Below are 18667 nucleotides of genomic sequence, written 5' to 3'. Positions count from 1 at the left end.
GCTCGCCCGCGATTGCATCGAACGCATGAACAAGATCGATCCCGGCCTCGGCATCAATCGACGTTATCTTCACGACGAGGTGGCGGACCGGATCCGGGCGCTGATTCAATCCGGGGAGATGGAGCCCAAGGCGCGCGTCAACGAGGGCGAGCTCACCGAACGCTTCGGCATCTCGCGCACGCCGCTTCGCGAGGCGATCAAGATCCTGGCCACCGAAGGCCACCTCGAGCTGCTGCCCAATCGCGGGGCGCGGGTCGCCAGCATCTCCCAGGTGGAGATCGAGGAGATGATGGAGGTCATCGCCGGCCTCGAGGCGACGGCCGCCGACCTCGCCTGCCGCACCGTCACAGAGGACGAGATCGCCGCGATCCAGGCGGATCACGACGCGATGGTCGGGATGTGGAAGGCCTCCGACGAGGCCGGCTACTTCCGCCTCAACCGCCAGATCCACGAGGCGATCATGGCCGCGAGCCGCAACGCGACGCTGGCGGGGATCTATCGCAGCCTGTCGGGCCGCATCCAGCGCTCGCGCTACTCCGCGCACCAGACGCCCGAGCAGTGGACCCGGGCGATCGAGGAGCACGACCGCATGGTGCAGCTTCTGCGGGCCCGCGACGGCACCGCGCTCTCCCAGCTGATGCGCGAGCACATCCGCGGCAAGAAGCCGGTGATCGCCGCCAATTTCGGCGAGGCCTCCGCCGACCTGCCGGCGGACGCCGCCGACTGAGGCTTTAGTCGGCGTCCGTCATCTCGAACCAGAACGAGGCGCCCGGCAGGCCGGTGTCGTTCGGGTAGTGGAACGGGATGTCCGGGCCGCCGGCGGGCGCCGCGAACACCCGTTTCACCCGCTCGCCGAAGCCGGCATCCTGGCAGAGATAGGTGATCGGCGCCGTGACCTTGAACGGCGGCCGTCCGCACATCAGCATCGCGGCGAGCAGGTATTGCTCGTTGTAGAGCCGGTAGTTCCAGGCGGTCGGGTAGTCGTCGGGGATGAAGATGTCGTGGATGTGCACGATCACGCCCGGGACCAGCCGCGGCAGGATCTCGAAGAAGAACACCACCACGTCGGAGTTGGCGAAGGCCCGGTGCGACCCGTCGAAGAACAGCACGTCGCCGGCCTGCAGCGCGTCGAAGACCGCAAGGTCGCAGACCTCGAGCGGCTGGCGGATCACCCGGTCGCAGATCTGGTCGATGTGCCGGCGCGGGTTGGGATCGATCGAGGTCATCCGCGTCGGCAGCGACAGGGCCTCGACGGCGTAGCGGGCGAAGCAGGTCGAGGTGCCCGAACCGATCTCGACGTAGCGCGCCGGCCGTTTCCAGGCGAGGAAGGTGACGAGGGCCGCCGCATCGAGCGCCGTGAACCAGGTGTTGTTCCAGCACGGCGCGGTCGGGTTGGCGATGTCGGGCGCGTGGGCGACCCCGTGGATCAGCGCCGCGTGGTCCTCCAGCGCCGACACGAAGCGCTCGTAATCCGGGCGGCCCTGGTCGAGCACCGTTCGCAGGCGGCTGTGCGGAAGGGTCTGCGGCTGCCAGCGTGCCTGCGGGGCGACCGGATAGTAATCGTGGACGGTGTGGCTCCACCGGAACGGATCGGTGCTCGCCCGGAAGATGTCGAGACCCGCCTTCCGGCCCGCGGTCTTCACCAAGTGCTTGAGCATCGACGACTCCGACCCGCACGCCCCAGGACGAAGGATCGTACCATCAAAAACAATCTGTGGTTGAGTTGTTCTGCGTAGACGCCCGCTCCGATCGCAATCGCGGTAAATGCAATTCCCGCTGCCCGCCCGAGCCGGATGGTTCCGTCCGGTCGGTGGCTCAGGCGGCGTTGCCGAGGGAGCGCAGGCCGGCGACCAGGTCTGAGAAGCGGTCGCCCTGCACCACCACGTGCGTCCGCAGCCGTTCGGCCGCCGCCGCGTCGTCGCCGCCGACGATCGCCGCGACGATGCTGTCATGCTCCGCCAGCGACTGACCGAGCCGATGCCGCGTCCGAAGCTGCAGGCGGCGATAGGGCGCGAGCCGCCGGCTGAGCAGGCGCGCCTGCTCGGCGAGGAAGGCGTTGCCGCAGGCGCCGTAGACCACCGCGTGGAAGACGTGGTTCTCCGCGTAGTAGCCTTCGGTGTCGCCGGCCGCGGCGGCGGTCTCGCAGGCCGCGAGCGCCGCCTTCAGCGCAGCCTCGTGGTCCGGCGTCAGGCGCCGGGCCGCGAAGCGGCCGCAGGCCGCCTCCAGCTCGGCCATGGTCTCGAACATCGCCAGCAGGAGCTGCGGCTCCGGCGCGCTGACGATGGTGCCCTTGCGCGGCTTGGTCTCGACGAGCCCGGTGACCGCCAGTTGCAGCAGCGCCTCGCGGATCGGCGTCCGGGACACCCCGAACCGCTCGGCGAGAACCACCTCGTCGAGGCGCGCGCCGACGGCCAAGCGGCCGGCCACGATCTCGTCCTCGATGGTCTGCCGCAGGCGCTGTGCCTGGCTCATCGCCGAACCCCTCCCGGGCGCAACGTTTTCTCTCCGCTCATTATGCAGGGGCGTTGACAAAATATACAAGAGCCCCTTCAATGTATACCAAGCGTTGCATCCCGTATATTGTGCGGCGCAAAACAATACAGTCGCGATTGTGCGACGCGGGAGAAACATCATGATGCCGACCCGACGCGCCCTCCTCGCCGGCGGCCTCGCCGCGCCGGCCCTGCTGCGCTTCGGCCTCGGCGCGGCCCAGGCCGCGACCGTGCTGAAGCTCTCGCATCAGTTCCCGGGCGGCACCATTGACGAAGGCGACTTCCGCGACCGCATGTGCCGGAAGCTCGCGAAGGCCGTCGGCGAGCGCTCAAAGGGCGCGCTGGAGGTGCAGGTCTATCCCGGCTCGTCGCTGATGAAGACCAACGCCCAGTTCGGCGCGATGCGCAAAGGCGCGCTCGACATGTCGCTCTACCCGTCGCCCTACGCCGGCGGCGAGATCCCCGAGCTGAACATCGGTCTGATGCCGGGGCTGGTGACCTCCTACGCGCAGGGCGTCGCCTGGAAGGCGGCGCCGGTCGGCCGCAAGCTCACCGAGATCCTCGACGCCAAGGGCATCATCCTCGTCTCCTGGGTCTGGCAGGCGGGCGGCGTCGCCAGCCGCGAGCGCCCGCTCTACGCGCCGGCCGACGCCAAGGGCCTCAAGGTCCGCGGCGGCTCGCGCGAGATGGACCTGATGATGAAGCAGGCGGGGGCGGCCACCCTCTCGATCCCGTCGAGCGAATCCTACGCCGCGATGCAGACCGGCGCGTGCGACGCGGTCATCACCTCCTCCACCAGCCTGATCTCGTTCCGCCTCGAGGAGCTGTCGAAGGCGCTCACCTCCGGCCGCGAGCGCTCGTACTGGTTCATGCTCGAGCCGATCATGATGTCGAAGTCGATCTTCAGCGGCCTGCCGAAGGACCAGCAGGACCTGATCATGACCGTCGGCGCCGAGCTCGAATCCTTCGGCCAGGACGGCGCCAAGGCCGACGACACCCATGTCGAGCAGGTCTTCGCGAAGGCCGGCGCCAAGGTGCAGAACCTCGACGAGAAGACCATGGGGCAGTGGCGCGACATCGCCCGCGACACGGCGTGGAAGGACTACGCCTCCAAGAACGCGCAGTGCGCCGAGCTCCTGAAGCTCGCGGAGCAGGTCGCATGAGCGCGATGCAAGCGCAGTCCTGGCCATCCGGCCAACGGCCGGCAAGCGCGAATGCGCGCCGCGGCCGGTGCCGCGGAACGCTCCCGAGGCGTCGGCATCGGGAGCACACACGATGAGCCACGCCTTCGACGCGGCCTCGGCCGCCTCCGAGACGAAGGCGGTCGCCGAGCCCCGGATCCCCGGCGCGCTCGGCGTCATGGATCGCGCGATGAAGCGCCTGAACGGGGTGATCATGGTGCTCGGCGGGCTGGCGCTCGTCGGCGCCTGCCTCGTGCTGAGCTACAGCGTGGTGATCCGCTACGTCCTGCACGAGCCGACCGACTGGCAGGACGAGATGGCCGTGTTCCTGATCGTCGGCGCGACCTTCTTCTCGGCCGCCGCGGTCCAGGCCAAGCGCGGCCACGTGGCGATCGAGGCGCTGACCGGGTTCCTGTCGCCCAAGGTCAACCGCGCCCGCCTGCTCATGGCTGACGTGATCAGCTTCGTCTTCGTGGTGTTCTTCGCCTGGAAGAGCTGGACGCTGTTCCACGAGGCCTGGGTCGACGGCCAGGTCTCGCAATCGAGCTGGGGCCCGCCGCTCGCCATCCCCTACGCGCTGATGGCCGTCGGCATGAGCCTGCTCGGCATCCAGTTCGCCGTGCAGATCGTCCAGGCCCTGACCTACGGCCCGAACTCCGCCGGCTGGGTCGCGCCGAAGATCGGCGTCGGCGCCGACCTGAACAAGGACATGCACGAGCGGCCCGACGCGACGCCGCGCGGCACCGACCCGATGGGCGACACCGTCGACACCGCGAGGATCACCCGATGAGCACCGCCGCGATCGGCTTCCTCTATGCCGGAGCCACCCTCTCGGCGATGCTGGCCGGCATCCCCATCGCCTTCGCGCTCGGCTTCGTCGCGCTGGCGTTCATGTTCTTCTTCATGCCGTCGGCCTCGCTCGATACCGTGGCGCAGAACGTCTACGAGGAGATGGCCTCGATCACCCTGCTCTCGATCCCGCTCTTCATCCTGAAGGGCGCCGCGATCGGGCGCTCGAAGGCGGGGCAGGACCTGTACTCGGCGATGCATGCCTGGATGCACCGCATCCCCGGGGGGCTCGGCATCGCCAACGTCTTCGCCTGCGCGCTGTTCGCCGCCATGGCGGGGTCCTCGCCCGCGACCTGCTCGGCGATCGGCTCGGCCGGCATCCCCGAGATGCGCAAGCGCGGCTACTCGCCGGGCTTCGCCGCCAGCATCATCGCGGCCGGCGGCACGCTCGGCATCCTGCTGCCGCCGTCGATCACCATGATTCTCTACGCGGTGGCCGCCGAGCAGTCGCTCGGGCGCCTGTTCCTGGCCGGCATCGGGCCGGGGCTGCTGCTGGTCGGGCTGTTCGCGGCGTGGGCGATGTTCCGCTTCCGCGCCGAGTACGCCACCGCGAAGGCCGCCTACGAGCGGGGCGGCGTCCAGTCGCCGATCCTCGCCGAGGACACCTACAGCATGCGCCAGCGGTTCGAGACGCTGCCGCGGGTGCTGCCCTTCGTCGTGCTGCTCACCGGCGTGATGGTCGCGCTCTACGGCGGCTACGCGACGCCCTCCGAGACCGCGGGCCTCGGCGGCCTCCTGGCGCTCGGCCTGATCGCGGCGATCTACGGCGTCTGGCGCCCGCGGGACGTCAGCCCGATCCTCACCGCGACCCTGCGCGAATCGACCATGCTGATGCTGATCATCGGCATGTCGCTGCTCTACGCCTACGTGATGAGCTACCTGCACATCTCGCAGTCGGCCGCCGCCGCGATCGTGGCGATGCAGCTCTCGCCCTGGGTGCTGCTGGTCACGATCCTCGGGCTGGTGATCGGGCTCGGCTTCTTCCTGCCGCCAGTCTCGATCATCCTGATGACGGCGCCGATCATCCTGCCGCCGCTGAAGGCCGCGGGCTTCGACCTCGTCTGGTTCGGCGTGGTGATGACGATCACCATGGAGATGGGCCTGATCCACCCGCCGGTGGGGCTCAACATCTTCGTCATCAAGAACATCGCCCCCGACATCCCGCTCTCGGACATCATCTGGGGCACGCTCCCCTTCGTGGTGCTGATGGCGGTCGCGATCCTGATCCTGTGCCTCGTGCCGGGCATCGCCCTGTGGCTGCCGGACCTGCTGCTGCCGTCGACGCGGTAGCGCGGCCCTTCTCCCCTCTCCCCGCACGCGGGGAGAGGCCCGAAGGCACCTCGTCGTGCCTGCGGGAAGCGGAGGCGAAGCCGTAGCGAGGGTGAGGGGGTGGGGACGAACGAAGCTCCTTCGTCGAAGCCCCCTCACCTTCGGCTGCCGCCTCGCCGCGCCGACGACGAGGTCGTTGCGGCCCTCTCCCCGCAGGCGGAGCGAGGGGATGCGTGGCGAACGGGCGACCCAATGCGGATCGAGCGAGGTTCGATCGCCCGTGCGGGAAAGCGGATCAGCGCCCCTGCCAGTCCGGCGTGCGCTTGGCGAGGAACGCCTCCATGCCCTCGCGAAAGTCGCGGCTCATGTAGCAGCTGAGGATCAGGTCGTCGCCGGGCTGCGGCTCGCCCTCGGGGGCGGCGGCCTCCTCGGCGAGCCGCCGCAGGCCTTCCTTGGTGGCCTGCATCGTCAGCGGGGCGTGGCCGGTCAGGAGCGTCGCCAGCTCCGTCGCGCGCGCGGCCAGGGCGGCGGCATCGGCCACCACCTCGCCGACGAGGCCGATGGCGAGCGCCTCCTCGGCGCCGACGAGGCGGGCGGTGAAGATGATGTCCTTGACCCGCGCCGGGCCGATCAGGTCCGACAGGCGCTTGAGGTTGCCCTGCGACAGGCAGTTGCCGAGCGTGCGGGCGATCGGGAAGCCGAAGCGGGCGTCGCGCGTGGCGATGCGCAGGTCGCAGGCGGCGGCGATCGCCGCCCCGCCGCCGGTGCAGGCGCCCGCGATCGCCGCGATGGTCGGCACCCGCATCCGCTCCAGCGTGCCGAGCACCCGGTCCATGAAGCGCTCGTAGCCGAGCGCGTCCTCGGCGGTCTCGAAGCTGCGGAACTGGGCGATGTCGGTGCCGGCGGCGAACGCCTTCTCGCCGGCACCGGTGATCACCAGCGCCTTGACCGAGGCGTCCTCCTGTATCCGCAGGCACTGCGTGACCAGGCCCTCGTACATCGCGAAGGTCAGCGCGTTGCGGGCGTGGGGCCGGTTGAGGACGATGCGGGCGATCGCGCTGTCCTGGGAGACCAGCAGCTCATCGGTCGGGGCGGCGTCGCTCATGGTGGAAGTCCTCTCCAATCGTCACGCCGTTGTCTCACCCACGACGCCCGCCGCGATCAAGCCGTCGATCGCCGCCGCGTCGTAGCCGGCCCCGCGCAGGATCGCGCGCGAGTGCTCGCCGAAGAGCGGTGCCGGGCCGTGGACCTTACCCGGCGTCGCCGAGAACTTCACCGGCAGCCCGAGCGTCGTCATCGTCCCGGCGCGGGGATGATCGACCGGGACCACCATCTCGCGGGCCAGCGTGTGCGGGTCGCGGTGCATCTGGTTGACGTCGAGCACCGGCCCGGCCGGCACGCCGCCCGCCTCCAGGCGCGCGAGCCACGCCTCGGAGGTGGCGCTGCGGAAGAACGGCGCCAGCGCCTCGGCGAGGGCGATCCGATGCTCCATGCGGCCGGCGTTGAGGGCGAAGCGCGGGTCGGCGGCGAGTTCCGCGGCGCCGAGCACGTCGAGCAGGCGCAGCCAGTTGGTCTGGTTGGCCGCACCGATGGTGATCCAGCCGTCTTCGGTCTCGAACGCCTCGTAGGGGGCATTCAGCGGATGGGCCGAGCCCATCGGCCCCGGCGCGATCCCGGTCGCCATGGCGATCGCCGACTGCCAGTAGGTCAGGGTGATGCCGGCCTCGAACAGCGAGGTGTCGACCACCTGGCCGAGGCCGGTCTTGAGCCGGTGCGTGTAGGCGGCGAGCACCCCCATCGCCGCGAGGATGCCGGCGGTGATGTCGGTGACCGGCGGCCCGCACTTCATCGGCGGCTCGCCCGGCCCGGCGCCGGTGACGCTCATCAGCCCGCTCATCCCCTGCGCGACGAGATCGAACCCGGCGCGCTCGGCGTAGGGGCCGGAGCGGCCGAAGCCGGAGAGCGAGCAGTAGACCAGGGCGGGGTAGCGTTCGCGGAGGGCCTCGTAGCTCAAGCCCAGCTTCTCCATCGTGCCGGCGCGGTAGTTCTCGATCAGCACGTCGGCATCGGCGAGCAGGCGGTGCAGCACCGCCTTGCCGGCCTCGCTCTTAAGGTCGAGGGCGAGGCCGCGCTTGCCGCGGTTCATCATCATGTAGGCGGCGCTCTCGCCCTCGATCGCGGGCGGCACCGAGCGGCGGGTGTCGTCCCCGCCCGGGATCTTCTCGACCTTGATCACCTCGGCGCCCATGTCGCCGAGCATCAGGCCGCAGACCGGGCCCGCCATGATGTGGGCGAGCTCAACCACCTTGACGCCCGCGAGCGGGCCTTCGCGTCGGGTCTCCGTCATCGGCATCCTCTCAGCGCGCCGGAAGGGTCGCCCCCGGCGGGACGAGACCGGCCTCGGCCGGCTCCACGAAGGGCCGCTCGGGATGCATGGTGAAGGCGGTGGCCGCGCCGAGCAGGCACAGGCCGATCGAGCCCGCGAACGGCAGCGTCCAGTCGCCGGTCGCGTCGACGATGAGCCCGAACACGATCGGCGAGACGATCGCCGCCACCGCCGACCCGGTGTTCATCAGCCCGCTCGCGGTGCCGGCGAACTTCGGCGCGATGTCCATCGGCACCGACCAGATCGGCCCGATCACCAGCTCGGCGAAGAAGAAGCCCGAGGACAGCAGCAGCGCGACGTAGGTGAGGTCGCGGGTGAAGAACACGCCGGTCAGGCTCGCTGCCGCGCCGAGAAAGCCGATCACGACGATCGAGAGGCGCGCGAGCTTGAGGTTGCCGGTCTTCTCGAAGATCCGGTCGGAGAGCACGCCGCCCAGCGTGTCGCCGACGACGCCGGCGAAGAACACGCCCGAGGCGAACAGCGCCGAGTTCTTCAGGTCGAGGCCGTAGCTCTGCTTAAAGAAGCTCGGCAGCCAGCCGAGGAACAGCCACAGGGTCCAGCCGTAGCAGAAATAGGTGATCGTGACGGGCAGGATGCGCTTGGTCAGCGCGCCCCACGGCACCGACTGCTTGGCGCCGACCTTGCGCGGGGGCGGCAGCTGGTCGAGCTCGGCTTGGGTGATCGACTTGTGGTCGGACGGGTCGTCGCGGAAGTACAGGTACCAGACCACGACCCAGACGAAGCTGATCGCGCCGAGGATGACGAAGCTCGAGCGCCAGCCGAAATGGTAGATCAGGAAGGCGACGATCGGCGGCGCGACCGCGTTGCCGAGCCGTGCGAAGGCGTGGGTGATGCCCTGCGCGAAGCCGCGCCGTCCGGGCGCGGTCCAGTTCTGCATGGCGCGGGTGGCGGTCGGGAAGGTCGCGCCCTCGCCGAAGCCCAGCAGCACGCGGGCGAGGAACAGGCTGACGAGGCCGCCGACGAACCCGGTGAGGATCGTCGCCGTGGCCCAGATCAGGCCGCAGACTAGGAGCGTGCGCCGCGCGCCGAACTTGTCGCCGACCGAGCCGCCGATCACCTGGAAGATCGCGTAGGGGTAGGCGAAGGCCGAAAGGATCAGGCCGAACTGAGTATTCGACATGCCGAGATCCTTGATGATCACGGCGCCCGCGGTGGCGATGTTCACGCGGTCGAGATAGGTGATGAAGTACATCAGGCAGAGCAGGAACAGCACGCTATTCGTGGCGCTCAGGCGCTTGATCATGGCGTCGATCCTCCGGCAGGATTTTTGTCGCAGCCGCCTTGTGGCGGTCCTCGCCGGCACCCTGGCCTCGCGACCGGATGCGACGTTTCGCATTAGGTATTCAGTACGCTCGGCCGATGCCGGAGTGCAACCGTCGGTGACAAAGACCTGGTTTTTTCCGCAGGCGCAATCCACCGCGACGTCGGCCGACGGCGGCGCCGGGATGGCTCGGGCAGCGCGAGCGAGGCGGGGGCGGGTCGATCGCACCCGTGGCGGGCCGAGCACGGCACCGGACTGCGCGTCCCTCGCGCCGGGCTGAGGCAGCGACCGCGACGGTCGCGTCTCGCCGTCCCCGCTCGCCCTTCTCGTCGTCGGCTGGTGGCGAAACGAAAAACGGGGGCCGAAGCCCCCGTGCTAATCCGTGACGATGGTAGAGGGTTCAGGCCGTGGCGGCGCGCATGCCGTCGTTCGCGGCCGGGGTGGCCGACGGATCGAGCACCTTGCCGCGCGGGCCGACCCAGGTGCCGACCCACTTGCGCTGCCACAGGAACAGGCAGCCGAGCACGATCCCGGCGAAGACGGCGTAGACGACGAAGCCGGTGGCGAAGGCGCCGGTATACTGCTTCGAGAAGCCCATGACGTTCGGCAGGATCGCGCCGCCGAGCGCCCCGATCTCGCCGATCATCGAGCCCGACACCGCGGTGTTGGTGGGGTAGCGCAGCGGCACGAGCTGGAACAGCGCACCGTTGCCGGCGCCGAGCGCGGCGAAGCAGAGCATGAACAGGATCGTGGTCGCGGCCAGCGACGGCGTCGCGGTCAGCGCCAGGAACGAGGCGATCGAGGCGAGCAGGACGACCGAGAGCACGGCGATGCCGCCGAGCCGGTCGGCGAAGTAGCCGCCGAGGATGCGGATGCCCGAGCCCATGAAGGCGGCGAGCATGGTGAGACGGCCGGCCTCGACCTTGGTCACCGCGAACTGCTCGTAGAAGAACGTCGGCAGGAAGTTCGACAGGCCGATGAAGCCGCCGAAGGTGATGACGTAGATCAGCGAGAAGGCCCAGCCGTCCTTGGTGAACAGGCACGAGATGTGGTCCTTGAAGGACTGGTGCTCGAGATCCGGGGGCTCCTTGGCGAGGACGATCATCACGATGAGCGGGATCGCCATGACGCAGCCGGCGAAGCCGTAGACCGCCTGCCAGCCGTAGGCCTGGGCGAGCGGCGGCGCGAACAGCACGGCGAGCACGGTGCCGGAATTGCCGGCGCCGGCGATGCCCATCGCGAGCCCCTTGTGCTCCGGCGGGAACCAGCCCGAGCCGAGCGACAGGGCCACGCCGAACGAGGCGCCGGCGATGCCGAGCAGCACGCCCATGGCGAGCACGTCGTTGTAGCTGGAGATGAAGAAGAACCCGTAGGCCATCGCCAGCATGATGACGCTCATCTCGGTGATGGCGGCGTTCTTCCGGCCGATGTACTGGGCGAGCACCCCGAGCGGGAAGCGCATGATCGCGCCGGCGAGGATCGGCAGCGAGATCATGAACCCGGTCTGGGCCGGCGAGAGCTTGTAGGTCTCAGTGATGAACGGCCCCATGGCGCCGTTGAGGACCCAGATCGCGAAGCAGAAGTCGAAGTAGAGGAAGGCGGCGAACAGCGTCGGGGGATGTCCCGACTTCATCACGGTCTTGAAGGAGGCCATCGTGGGTGCTCGTCTTGATCAGGCGGGCGCTCGGGCGCAGCCGCTCATGCCGGAGGAACCGGACTCACACCGTCCGCATTGCGAGGCTTCGTTGCCCAGCGTGCCGCGCATGGCGCAGCGCACCACCCCAAGCAGCAACCGTGCCAGACGCGGACGCGTCGCCGGATGCCCCCGGCCTGACGAACCGGCGCTCCGGAGGGTCGGACCTTCGGGGTGCAATGGGCCCGGCGACGGGACGGGATGCGGCCGTCCCGCGAGCACCCGATGCCGGGTTTCAAGGCAACGATGCCTGGGCAGGATGCGATCGCCGGAATCCGCCCAATCCACGGGCATCCCGTGCGGGTGCATGGCCCACGGATCAACCGATCACGTCTCCGAGATCGGATGCCGGATCGCAGCCTCAATGGCAGGTGGTGATGGCCTTCACGATCCAGCCCTGCTCGGGCTGCCACAACTTGCGGCGGGCACGCGTGCAATCCGGCGGCGCGGTCCCCGCCGTCCAGGCGGCCTTCGGCTCGGACGCGTCCGGCTCGACGGTCTGGACCGGGGGCGGGCGCTCCGGACGCTTCGCGGCGTCCCGCGCGACGGCCGGGACCGCGACGACGCAGGCGAGCGCCAGGAGCGACGCCGCGAGGCGCGCGCGCAAGTTCGAAGCGGATGACACGGGTCGATGTCCGAAGATGGTGTGATCTGCGATACTGTTGGCGCCAAGACGGGCGACAAATCAATCGCGTCTCCGCAACTTGTCCCCGCTCTGCCGGGAACGATCGGGCATGGTAAAGGGCGGGTGCCGACGGGCGCCCGGATGCTGCGATCCAGCTCTCGCCTCCCGTTCCGGCCACGCACCGGCTCTGCACTGCAGATCTCGCGACCCGGCAGATTCTCGATAGACGAGCGCGCGCTCTGCGCCGACCGTTGCAAGGAATCGACGGCACGCGATGAAACGGCGTCCGGGACGCTGCGGAGGATGACGCGACGGGCCGGGACTTGCTAAGCCTTGGATCGTCACCACCGGATCGCGGCCGCCGCTGCACGACCGCGTGACTCAAGGTTCCGTGCCGGCCCCGCGCCGACCCGGGGACCTCGGATCAAGGACGTTTCGAACCGCCATGTCGAATACCCTGCGAAGCCTTCTGCTCGTCGGCGCGATGACCAGCCTCGCGAGCCTGTCCGCGACCGCGCCCGGTCACGCCCAGGGACGGGCCACCCTCGCCTCGAGCGCCATCGACGGCGTCGGCGACGACGACCGCCTGTTCCAGGACCAGACCGGCGCGCTCTACCGCCTCCGCGCCGGCCGCTACGAGCCCTATGCCGGCCGCGTCGAGTTCGGCCGCGCCGTTCCCGATCGCGCGGCGACGTCCGAGCGCCGCCTCGCCCCCGAGCGCCAGCAGCTCGCCGAGCGCCCGCCCGAGACGCTGGCCGAGAGCCCGGCCGACGCGCCCGCCGCGCCGCTCACCGTCGGACCGAAGCCCGGCGCCAACCAGCTCTCCCCGGCCATGGCCGCCGCGATCAACCGGCCGATCGACAACGGCCCGATCAGCTACGACAAGGCCTATGCCGCGATCGCCGACGACGCGTTCCCGGTGGCGGCGTTCAACTGGAAGAAGACCAACCCGGCGTTCCTGCGCCAGGAGATCGCCTATACCGGGCCCTACGAGCCCGGCACGATCATCGTCGACCCGCGGGCGCACCAGCTCACCCTCGTCCAGGCCGACGGCCGGGCGCGGCGCTACGGCGTCGGCGTGGGCAAGCAGGGCTTCTCGTGGTCGGGCACCGCCACGGTGAACCTGAAGCAGGCCTGGCCCGACTGGTACCCGCCCAAGGAGATGATCGCCCGGACGCCGCACCTCGCCCGCGAGGTCGACACGCTGCCGAGCGGCGTCGGCGTTCCCGGCGGCAACCGCAACCCGCTCGGCGCCCGGGCCATGTACCTGTGGCAGGGCAACAAGGACACGCTGTTCCGCATCCACGGCACCCTCGATCCGAACTCGATCGGCAAGAGCGTCTCGTCGGGCTGCATCCGCATGATCAATCAGGATGCGATCGATCTGTTCAGCCGCGTCAACGTCGGCACCAAGGTCGTCGTCCTGAACTGAGCGGGGAACGACCGCGCCGTCCGCAGGGGGAGACTCCGCGGACGGCGTTCGCGCATGCTCAGTCGACGTTGCGCTCCGTGCGGCGGTGCTCGCCGAGGATGCGCCGCACCGTGCCCGTGGCCGAGCGATAGACCACGGTCTCGGTCTCGATCACGCCGGGCCTGAAGCGCACGCCGCGCAGCAGCGCGCCGTCGGTGACGCCGGTCGCCGCCACGATGACGTCGCCCCGGGCGAGGTCGGTGAGCTCGTATTTCCGGTTCGGGTCGCCGATGCCCATGTCCTGCGCCCGCCGGCGCTTCTCGGGCGTGTCGAGGATCAGCCGGCCCTGCATCTGGCCGCCGATGCAGCGCAGCGCGCCGGCCGCGATCACGCCCTCGGGCGCCGCGCCGGTCCCGAGATAGATGTCGACGCCGGTCTCGTGGGGCGAGTTGGTGAAGATGATGCCGGCGATGTCGCCGTCCGAGATCAGGCGGACCCCGGCGCCCGCCGCGCGGATCGCGGCGACGAGGTCGGCATGGCGCGGCCGGTCGAGGACGATCGCCACGATCTGCGAGGCCGGCACGCCCTTGGCGCGGGCGAGCGCAGCGATGTTGTCGGCGGGGCTGGCGTCGAGGTCGACGACCCCCGGCGGATAGCCCGGGCCGATCGCGATCTTCTGCATGTAGACGTCGGGGGCGGCGAGGAGCGAGCCGCGCTCGGCCATCGCCATGATCGCGATGGCGCCCGGCATGTCCTTGGCGCACAGGGTCGTACCCTCCAGCGGATCGACCGCGAGGTCGACGCGCGGCCCGCCGCCGCTGCCGAGGCGCTCGCCGATGAACAGCATCGGCGCCTGGTCGCGCTCGCCCTCGCCGATCACCACGGTGCCGTCGATCGGCAGCGCGTTCAGCTCGGCCCGCATCGCGTCGACGGCGGCCTGGTCGGCGGCCTTCTCGTTGCCCTGCCCGCGCAGGGCCGCCGCGGCGATGGCAGCGCGTTCGGTCACGCGCGCGAGTTCGAGGGTGAGCGTGCGCGCGACGACGCTCCGCGAGCCCTGCATGAGCGCCTCGTCCATCGTTTCCCAAGCCCTTCCCGCGGCCCGAACGTTTTCGGTGCCCTGCTCCTACAGCTTAGCGCAGGCAGGATGCACGAAAATAACTCAGGTTTCCGAATTTCCAGCGAAGAGGAACGATAGTGCCTATCCTTCGAGTGCCGAGGAGGCTTATTCCCGCTCGATCCGGATGAGCTGCGGCGCCTCGGCCAGCAGCCCGTCGGCGGCGATGGCGTCGAGCGCCGCGCGGATGTTGCCCTCCGTCGCGGCGTAGGTGATCAGCACCAGCGGCACCGGCTGCCCGGAGCGCCCGTGCGGATCGCTCTCCGCCGTCTCCCCGGTGCGGCGCTGCAGGATGCTCTCCAATGAGATCTCGCGCTCGGCCATGCGGGTGGCCACGCCCGCCGCGACGCCGGGCCGGTTGTGGACCGTGAGGCGGATGTAATAGCCGCCCTCGTGGCGCTGCATCTCGACCCGCTCGGCGGGGCGCAGCTGCGCGGTCGGGCAGCCGAAGGTCGGGCGGGTCAGGCCGGCGGCGAGGTCGGCGATGTCGGCGACGACCGCCGACGCCGTGGCCTCGCCGCCGGCGCCCGGGCCGATCAGGGTCAGCTCGCCGACGGCGTCCGCGTCGATCGTCACCGCGTTCGTCACGCCCATCACCTGGGCGATGCTGGAGGATTTCGGCACCATGGTCGGGTGCACGCGCTGCTCGATCCCGGCCTCCGTCGCCTGCGCGACGCCGAGCAGCTTGATCCGGTAGCCGAGCTCCTCGGCCATCAGCAGGTCCAGCGGCTTCACGCCGGAGATGCCCTCGACCGAGACGCCCTCGGCGTCGATCGCGGTGCCGAAGGCGAGGCTCGTCAGGATCGCGAGCTTGTGGGCGGTGTCGAAGCCCTCGACGTCGAAGGTCGGGTCGGCCTCGGCGTAGCCCAGCGCCTGCGCGTCCTTGAGGCAGGCCTCGAAGGTCAGGCCCTCGCGCTCCATCCGGGTGAGGATGTAGTTGCAGGTGCCGTTCATGATCCCGTAGACGCGGCTCACCGCGTTGCCGGCCAGCCCCTCGCGCAGCGCCTTGATCACCGGGATGCCGCCGGCGACCGCCGCCTCGTAGGCCAGGGCCACGCCCGCGGTCTCGGCGGACGTCGCCAGCGCCGCGCCGTGCAGGGCGAGCAGCGCCTTGTTCGCGGTCACGACCGGCTTGCCGGCGGCGAGCGCCGCCTCGACGACCGCCTTGGCCGGCCCTTCCGAACCGCCGATCAGCTCGACCACGCAGTCGACCTCGGCCGAGCGCGCCATCTCCACCGGGTCGTCGAACCAGTGCAGCCCGGCGACGTCGAAACCGCGGTCGCGCGTCCGGTCGCGGGAGGAGACCGCGACGACGCGGATGTCGCGGCCGGTGGCGGCGGCGAGCGCCGCCGAGCGGCGCGCGATCATGCGGACGACGGCGGCACCGACCGTGCCGAGACCGGCGACACCGAGGCGGAAGCTCTGGGACATGCTGGTTTTCGTAGCCTTCTGCCCTGCGCCGTCGGCGGCCTGTCGGCCAGCGCGGACGGGCGCGGGGTACGCCGCGCGCCCCATCGGCTGCGGCGGCGTCCTTCTGCCTCGATTTGCCGGGAGGCGCAAGAAATCGGCCGGTCGCGCGGTCGTCTCCGGGCGCCCCCCGTCACCGGCGGCGCGACGCCGCCCGATGCCGCACGGCGGCGACGACCAGGCCGAAGAGGATGCCGGCATTCAGCAGGTGCCAGAGGAAGTGGGTGCCGACGGGCACGCGCGCGCAGACGCTGCGGTCCATCGTGCGCAGGGCGAGTGAGACGCCGAACAGGAGCGCCAGCGCAACGAGCCGCTCGCCGGTCGGCGACGGGTCGCCGAGACATCGCAGCCCGAGCGCGACGCCGAGGAGCGCCAGCACGGCCGGCAGGTAGTCGACCGAGCCGTTGGTGAGGGCCTCGACCGAGCGCCCGGCGGCGGCATCGAGGGCGGGGACGAGCCCGAAGCCGAAGCCCGCGAACGCCAGGGTCGCCGCCGCCGCCGCCACGAGCCCGAATCGCAGGAACCGCACCATCGCCAGGAAGAAGTAGGCGTGGATGAACACGGCGATCGGCACCACGTCGGCGAGCATCGCCCAGCGCACGGCGAGGGTGTGGAACAGGAAGGATCCGACGCCGACGATTGCCGTCAGGAGCGCGAGAGCGGCGGCGGGCCGATCGTCCACCGCGCGGGTACGCCGGAACGCGACGGTGCCGGCGACGAGGAAGGCGGCGTTGGAGACGGCGTTGACCGGCTCGGCCCAGAACGCCGCGCTCCCGCGCTCGCAATAGCCGGCGATCGGCTCGAACCAGTCCACCGGCGACCTCGTTGCGGGACGGACGACGATGCGTCCGGCCTTCCGCTTGTCAGGGCGGTGCGAAGGCCCGATGACGGGCTCCGCTCTCCAGGACGCCAGCGATGCGCATCACCACGTGGAACGTCAATTCGATCAAGCAGCGGGTCGGGCACCTGCTCGCCTTCCTCGACGAGGCCAAGCCGGACGTGGTCTGCCTGCAGGAGCTGAAGTGCCAGGAGGAGGCGTTTCCGCGCGCCGAGATCGAGGCGGCGGGCTACGCGGTCGAGGCCGTGGGCCAGAAGGCCTATAACGGGGTCGCGCTGCTGGTGCGCGCGCCGCTGACCTACGATCCGGACACCGTTCTGCGCGCGCTTCCGGGCGACGCCGAGGACGAGCAGTCCCGCTACGTCGAGGCGCTGGTCGCCGGGGACGGCGTCGCGCCGGTTCGGGTGGCCTCGATCTACCTGCCGAACGGCAACCCGGTGGCGAGCCCGAAATACCCCTACAAGATCGCCTTCCTCGAGCGCCTGCGCCTGCATGCCCGCGCGCGGATGCGCGAGGAGACCGCCCTGGTGCTGGCCGGCGACTACAACGTCATTCCCGAGCCGGAGGATGCGGCCGAGCCCGCAGCCTGGGCCGACGACGCGCTCTACCTGCCGACGACGCGCGCGGCGTTCCGCGCGCTGCTGGCCGAAGGGCTGACCGACGCGGTCCGCGCCTGCGACCCGCGCCCCGGCCTCTACAGCTTCTGGGACTACCAGGCTGCCGCCTGGTCGCGGAACTTCGGCATCCGCATCGACCACCTGCTGCTCTCGCCCCAGGCCGCCGACCGCCTGGTCGCGGCCTCGGTGCAGAAGCACCTGCGCGGATTGGAGAAGCCCTCGGACCACGTGCCCGTGACGGTGGAGCTGACGTGAAGGCCGGATCGGCCCGGCGTCCGATATCGTAACCCTTCCGCGCTACGCCCTACGGATTCGATGGCGACATAATCCCCGCCGCCGCAACGAACTTATGCGGTCAAGGTTGTCCCCGGTCGATCGGAGTCGCAGGCAGCCATGGAACGACCGAACCCCATCCACGGCGAGGACGCGTCCGCCGGCGCCGAGACCGGCCAGGACCACGCGGCCGCGGACGAGGCCGCCGAAGCCGGCGTCCTGGAGCCGCTGGCCGACTACCCGCACATCGATCTCCGCGCAGGCGGCGAGCCCTGGGACAAGCGCCGCGCCGCCGGCAAGCGTCTGCGCGAGGTGGTGGACCACGCAGCTCACGCCGCCCTCGACCTGCCCGCCGACCGGCCCGATCCGGTCGACCTGATCGCGGGCGCCCACGAGGGGCGGCAGCCCGAGCTGGTGCCGCTGCGCGTCGCCCGCATGGCGAGCTCGCCCTTCGCCTTCCTGCGCGGGGCGGCCCACGTCATGGCCTGGGATCTCGCGCACAGCCCGCGCAGCGAGATCATGGTGGTGATGAACGGCGACGCGCACATCTCGAATTTCGGCCTGTTCGGGACGCCGCAGGGCGACGTCGTGCTCGATCTCAACGATTTCGACGAGGTCACGATCGGCCCCTGGGAGTGGGACCTGAAGCGCCTCGTCGCCAGCATCGAGGTCGCGGCCCGCGAGGACGGGGTGCCCGCCGACCAGCGCCGGCAGGCGGTGATGGCCGCCGTCGGCGGCTACCAGCACACGATGCTGGACCTCGCGCCGCAGGGGTCCCTCGACGTCTGGCAGCAGGCCACCCGCGCCGACGAGCTCGATTTTTCCGGCGTCCGCATCGACGAGGCGTCCCAGGCCGTCGTGCGCAAGGCGGTGGAGAAGGCGCGCAAGAAGAACAACCAGAGCCTGCTCGCCCGCGTCGGCGAGCGCCGCGTCGACGGAGGCTGGCGCTTCCGCGAGGACGCCCCGATCCTCACGCGCGTCGACGACGACACCCGCGAGTCGGTGATCACCGGGCTCGAGCACTACGCCGAGACGCTGCCGCGCGAGCGCCGGTTCATGCTGAGCCGCTACCACGTGGTCGACGTCGCCCACCGCGTCGTCGGGGTCGGCAGCGTCGGGACCCGCGCCTACGTGGCGCTGCTCTGCGGCAACTCGGACCAGGACGTGCTC

Annotated in this window: 17 protein-coding genes; 7 read left to right on the top strand and 10 right to left on the bottom strand. The window is 70.5% G+C overall.

From position 1 onward, the window contains the following. Positions 1-25 precede the first annotated feature (25 nt). Entirely contained in the window at positions 26-727 is a 702-nt protein-coding gene (locus tag MKK64_RS27245; RefSeq protein WP_147726689.1) for a GntR family transcriptional regulator, read from the top strand. Between the two features lie 4 nt (positions 728-731). On the opposite strand, the gene MKK64_RS27240 is transcribed toward MKK64_RS27245, so the two are convergent. Further along, positions 732-1658, bottom strand: coding sequence for a class I SAM-dependent methyltransferase (locus MKK64_RS27240; RefSeq protein ID WP_243937582.1), 927 nt, complete (start codon positions 1656-1658; stop codon positions 732-734). 157 nt (positions 1659-1815) lie between these two features. Further along, complete coding sequence (locus MKK64_RS27235) at positions 1816-2472, bottom strand: GntR family transcriptional regulator (protein WP_147843307.1); 657 nt, start codon at positions 2470-2472, stop codon at positions 1816-1818. A gap of 160 nt (positions 2473-2632) precedes the next feature. On the opposite strand from MKK64_RS27235, the gene dctP reads away from it, so the two are divergent. From dctP to MKK64_RS27220, 3 genes are all read left to right on the top strand, one after another. Continuing rightward, positions 2633-3655 carry a TRAP transporter substrate-binding protein DctP gene (dctP, locus tag MKK64_RS27230; protein WP_147726682.1) on the top strand — a complete coding sequence of 341 codons (1023 nt, stop codon included), beginning with the start codon at positions 2633-2635 and terminating at the stop codon, positions 3653-3655. Between the two features lie 112 nt (positions 3656-3767). After that, a complete protein-coding gene (locus tag MKK64_RS27225) occupies positions 3768-4463 on the top strand; it encodes a TRAP transporter small permease (protein ID WP_147726681.1) in 696 nt (231 codons plus the stop codon). Beyond that, on the top strand, positions 4460-5812 hold the full coding sequence (locus tag MKK64_RS27220) for a TRAP transporter large permease (protein WP_243938850.1): 1353 nt from the start codon (positions 4460-4462) through the stop codon (positions 5810-5812). Before MKK64_RS27225 ends, MKK64_RS27220 begins: the two co-directional genes overlap by 4 nt. Positions 5813-6086: 274 nt before the next feature. Here the strand turns inward: MKK64_RS27220 and MKK64_RS27210 are convergent, their stop codons facing one another. The 5 genes from MKK64_RS27210 to MKK64_RS27190 all read right to left on the bottom strand — a co-directional run bounded on the left by MKK64_RS27210 (position 6087) and on the right by MKK64_RS27190 (position 11777). Then, complete coding sequence (locus tag MKK64_RS27210) at positions 6087-6896, bottom strand: enoyl-CoA hydratase/isomerase family protein (RefSeq protein WP_243938847.1); 810 nt, start codon at positions 6894-6896, stop codon at positions 6087-6089. Positions 6897-6917: 21 nt separating this feature from the next. Continuing rightward, a complete protein-coding gene (locus MKK64_RS27205) occupies positions 6918-8138 on the bottom strand; it encodes a CaiB/BaiF CoA transferase family protein (protein ID WP_147858916.1) in 1221 nt (406 codons plus the stop codon). A gap of 10 nt (positions 8139-8148) precedes the next feature. Continuing rightward, entirely contained in the window at positions 8149-9441 is a 1293-nt protein-coding gene (locus MKK64_RS27200) for an MFS transporter (protein ID WP_243938846.1), read from the bottom strand. 418 nt (positions 9442-9859) lie between these two features. Continuing rightward, on the bottom strand, positions 9860-11113 hold the full coding sequence (locus MKK64_RS27195) for an MFS transporter (RefSeq protein WP_147728409.1): 1254 nt from the start codon (positions 11111-11113) through the stop codon (positions 9860-9862). A gap of 400 nt (positions 11114-11513) precedes the next feature. Then, a complete protein-coding gene (locus MKK64_RS27190; RefSeq protein WP_243938845.1) occupies positions 11514-11777 on the bottom strand; it encodes a hypothetical protein in 264 nt (87 codons plus the stop codon). A 445-nt stretch (positions 11778-12222) separates the two neighbouring features. Here MKK64_RS27190 and MKK64_RS27185 point away from each other — a divergent pair, with 445 nt between their 5' ends. Then, positions 12223-13209 carry a L,D-transpeptidase gene (locus MKK64_RS27185; protein WP_243938843.1) on the top strand — a complete coding sequence of 329 codons (987 nt, stop codon included), beginning with the start codon at positions 12223-12225 and terminating at the stop codon, positions 13207-13209. Between the two features lie 58 nt (positions 13210-13267). On the opposite strand, the gene glpX is transcribed toward MKK64_RS27185, so the two are convergent. The 3 genes from glpX to MKK64_RS27170 form a co-directional block, all read right to left on the bottom strand. Next, a complete protein-coding gene (gene glpX, locus MKK64_RS27180; protein WP_243938841.1) occupies positions 13268-14263 on the bottom strand; it encodes a class II fructose-bisphosphatase in 996 nt (331 codons plus the stop codon). A gap of 147 nt (positions 14264-14410) precedes the next feature. Further along, positions 14411-15733, bottom strand: coding sequence for a homoserine dehydrogenase (locus tag MKK64_RS27175; RefSeq protein WP_147726670.1), 1323 nt, complete (start codon positions 15731-15733; stop codon positions 14411-14413). A 169-nt stretch (positions 15734-15902) separates the two neighbouring features. Further along, a complete protein-coding gene (locus MKK64_RS27170) occupies positions 15903-16583 on the bottom strand; it encodes a ceramidase domain-containing protein (RefSeq protein WP_243938839.1) in 681 nt (226 codons plus the stop codon). A 101-nt stretch (positions 16584-16684) separates the two neighbouring features. Here MKK64_RS27170 and xth point away from each other — a divergent pair, with 101 nt between their 5' ends. Then, positions 16685-17479 carry an exodeoxyribonuclease III gene (gene xth, locus MKK64_RS27165; protein WP_243938837.1) on the top strand — a complete coding sequence of 265 codons (795 nt, stop codon included), beginning with the start codon at positions 16685-16687 and terminating at the stop codon, positions 17477-17479. A gap of 138 nt (positions 17480-17617) precedes the next feature. Beyond that, on the top strand, positions 17618-18667 hold a 1050-nt coding region (locus MKK64_RS27160), incomplete at its 3' end, for a DUF2252 domain-containing protein (protein WP_243938835.1).

The sequence above is a fragment of the Methylobacterium sp. E-025 genome (assembly GCF_022829705.1).
Taxonomy (GTDB): Bacteria; Pseudomonadota; Alphaproteobacteria; order Rhizobiales; family Beijerinckiaceae; genus Methylobacterium.
This window is presented reverse-complemented; position numbering and strand designations above follow the sequence as displayed.

Coding starts and splice junctions, on each gene's coding strand:
- MKK64_RS27245 (WP_147726689.1), top strand. CDS start 26: ATGAACAAGATCGATCCCGGCCTCGGCATCAATCGACGTTATCTTCAC.
- MKK64_RS27240 (WP_243937582.1), bottom strand. CDS start 1,658: ATGCTCAAGCACTTGGTGAAGACCGCGGGCCGGAAGGCGGGTCTCGAC.
- MKK64_RS27235 (WP_147843307.1), bottom strand. CDS start 2,472: ATGAGCCAGGCACAGCGCCTGCGGCAGACCATCGAGGACGAGATCGTG.
- dctP (WP_147726682.1), top strand. CDS start 2,633: ATGATGCCGACCCGACGCGCCCTCCTCGCCGGCGGCCTCGCCGCGCCG.
- MKK64_RS27225 (WP_147726681.1), top strand. CDS start 3,768: ATGAGCCACGCCTTCGACGCGGCCTCGGCCGCCTCCGAGACGAAGGCG.
- MKK64_RS27220 (WP_243938850.1), top strand. CDS start 4,460: ATGAGCACCGCCGCGATCGGCTTCCTCTATGCCGGAGCCACCCTCTCG.
- MKK64_RS27210 (WP_243938847.1), bottom strand. CDS start 6,896: ATGAGCGACGCCGCCCCGACCGATGAGCTGCTGGTCTCCCAGGACAGC.
- MKK64_RS27205 (WP_147858916.1), bottom strand. CDS start 8,138: ATGACGGAGACCCGACGCGAAGGCCCGCTCGCGGGCGTCAAGGTGGTT.
- MKK64_RS27200 (WP_243938846.1), bottom strand. CDS start 9,441: ATGATCAAGCGCCTGAGCGCCACGAATAGCGTGCTGTTCCTGCTCTGC.
- MKK64_RS27195 (WP_147728409.1), bottom strand. CDS start 11,113: ATGGCCTCCTTCAAGACCGTGATGAAGTCGGGACATCCCCCGACGCTG.
- MKK64_RS27185 (WP_243938843.1), top strand. CDS start 12,223: ATGTCGAATACCCTGCGAAGCCTTCTGCTCGTCGGCGCGATGACCAGC.
- glpX (WP_243938841.1), bottom strand. CDS start 14,263: ATGGACGAGGCGCTCATGCAGGGCTCGCGGAGCGTCGTCGCGCGCACG.
- MKK64_RS27175 (WP_147726670.1), bottom strand. CDS start 15,733: ATGTCCCAGAGCTTCCGCCTCGGTGTCGCCGGTCTCGGCACGGTCGGT.
- xth (WP_243938837.1), top strand. CDS start 16,685: ATGCGCATCACCACGTGGAACGTCAATTCGATCAAGCAGCGGGTCGGG.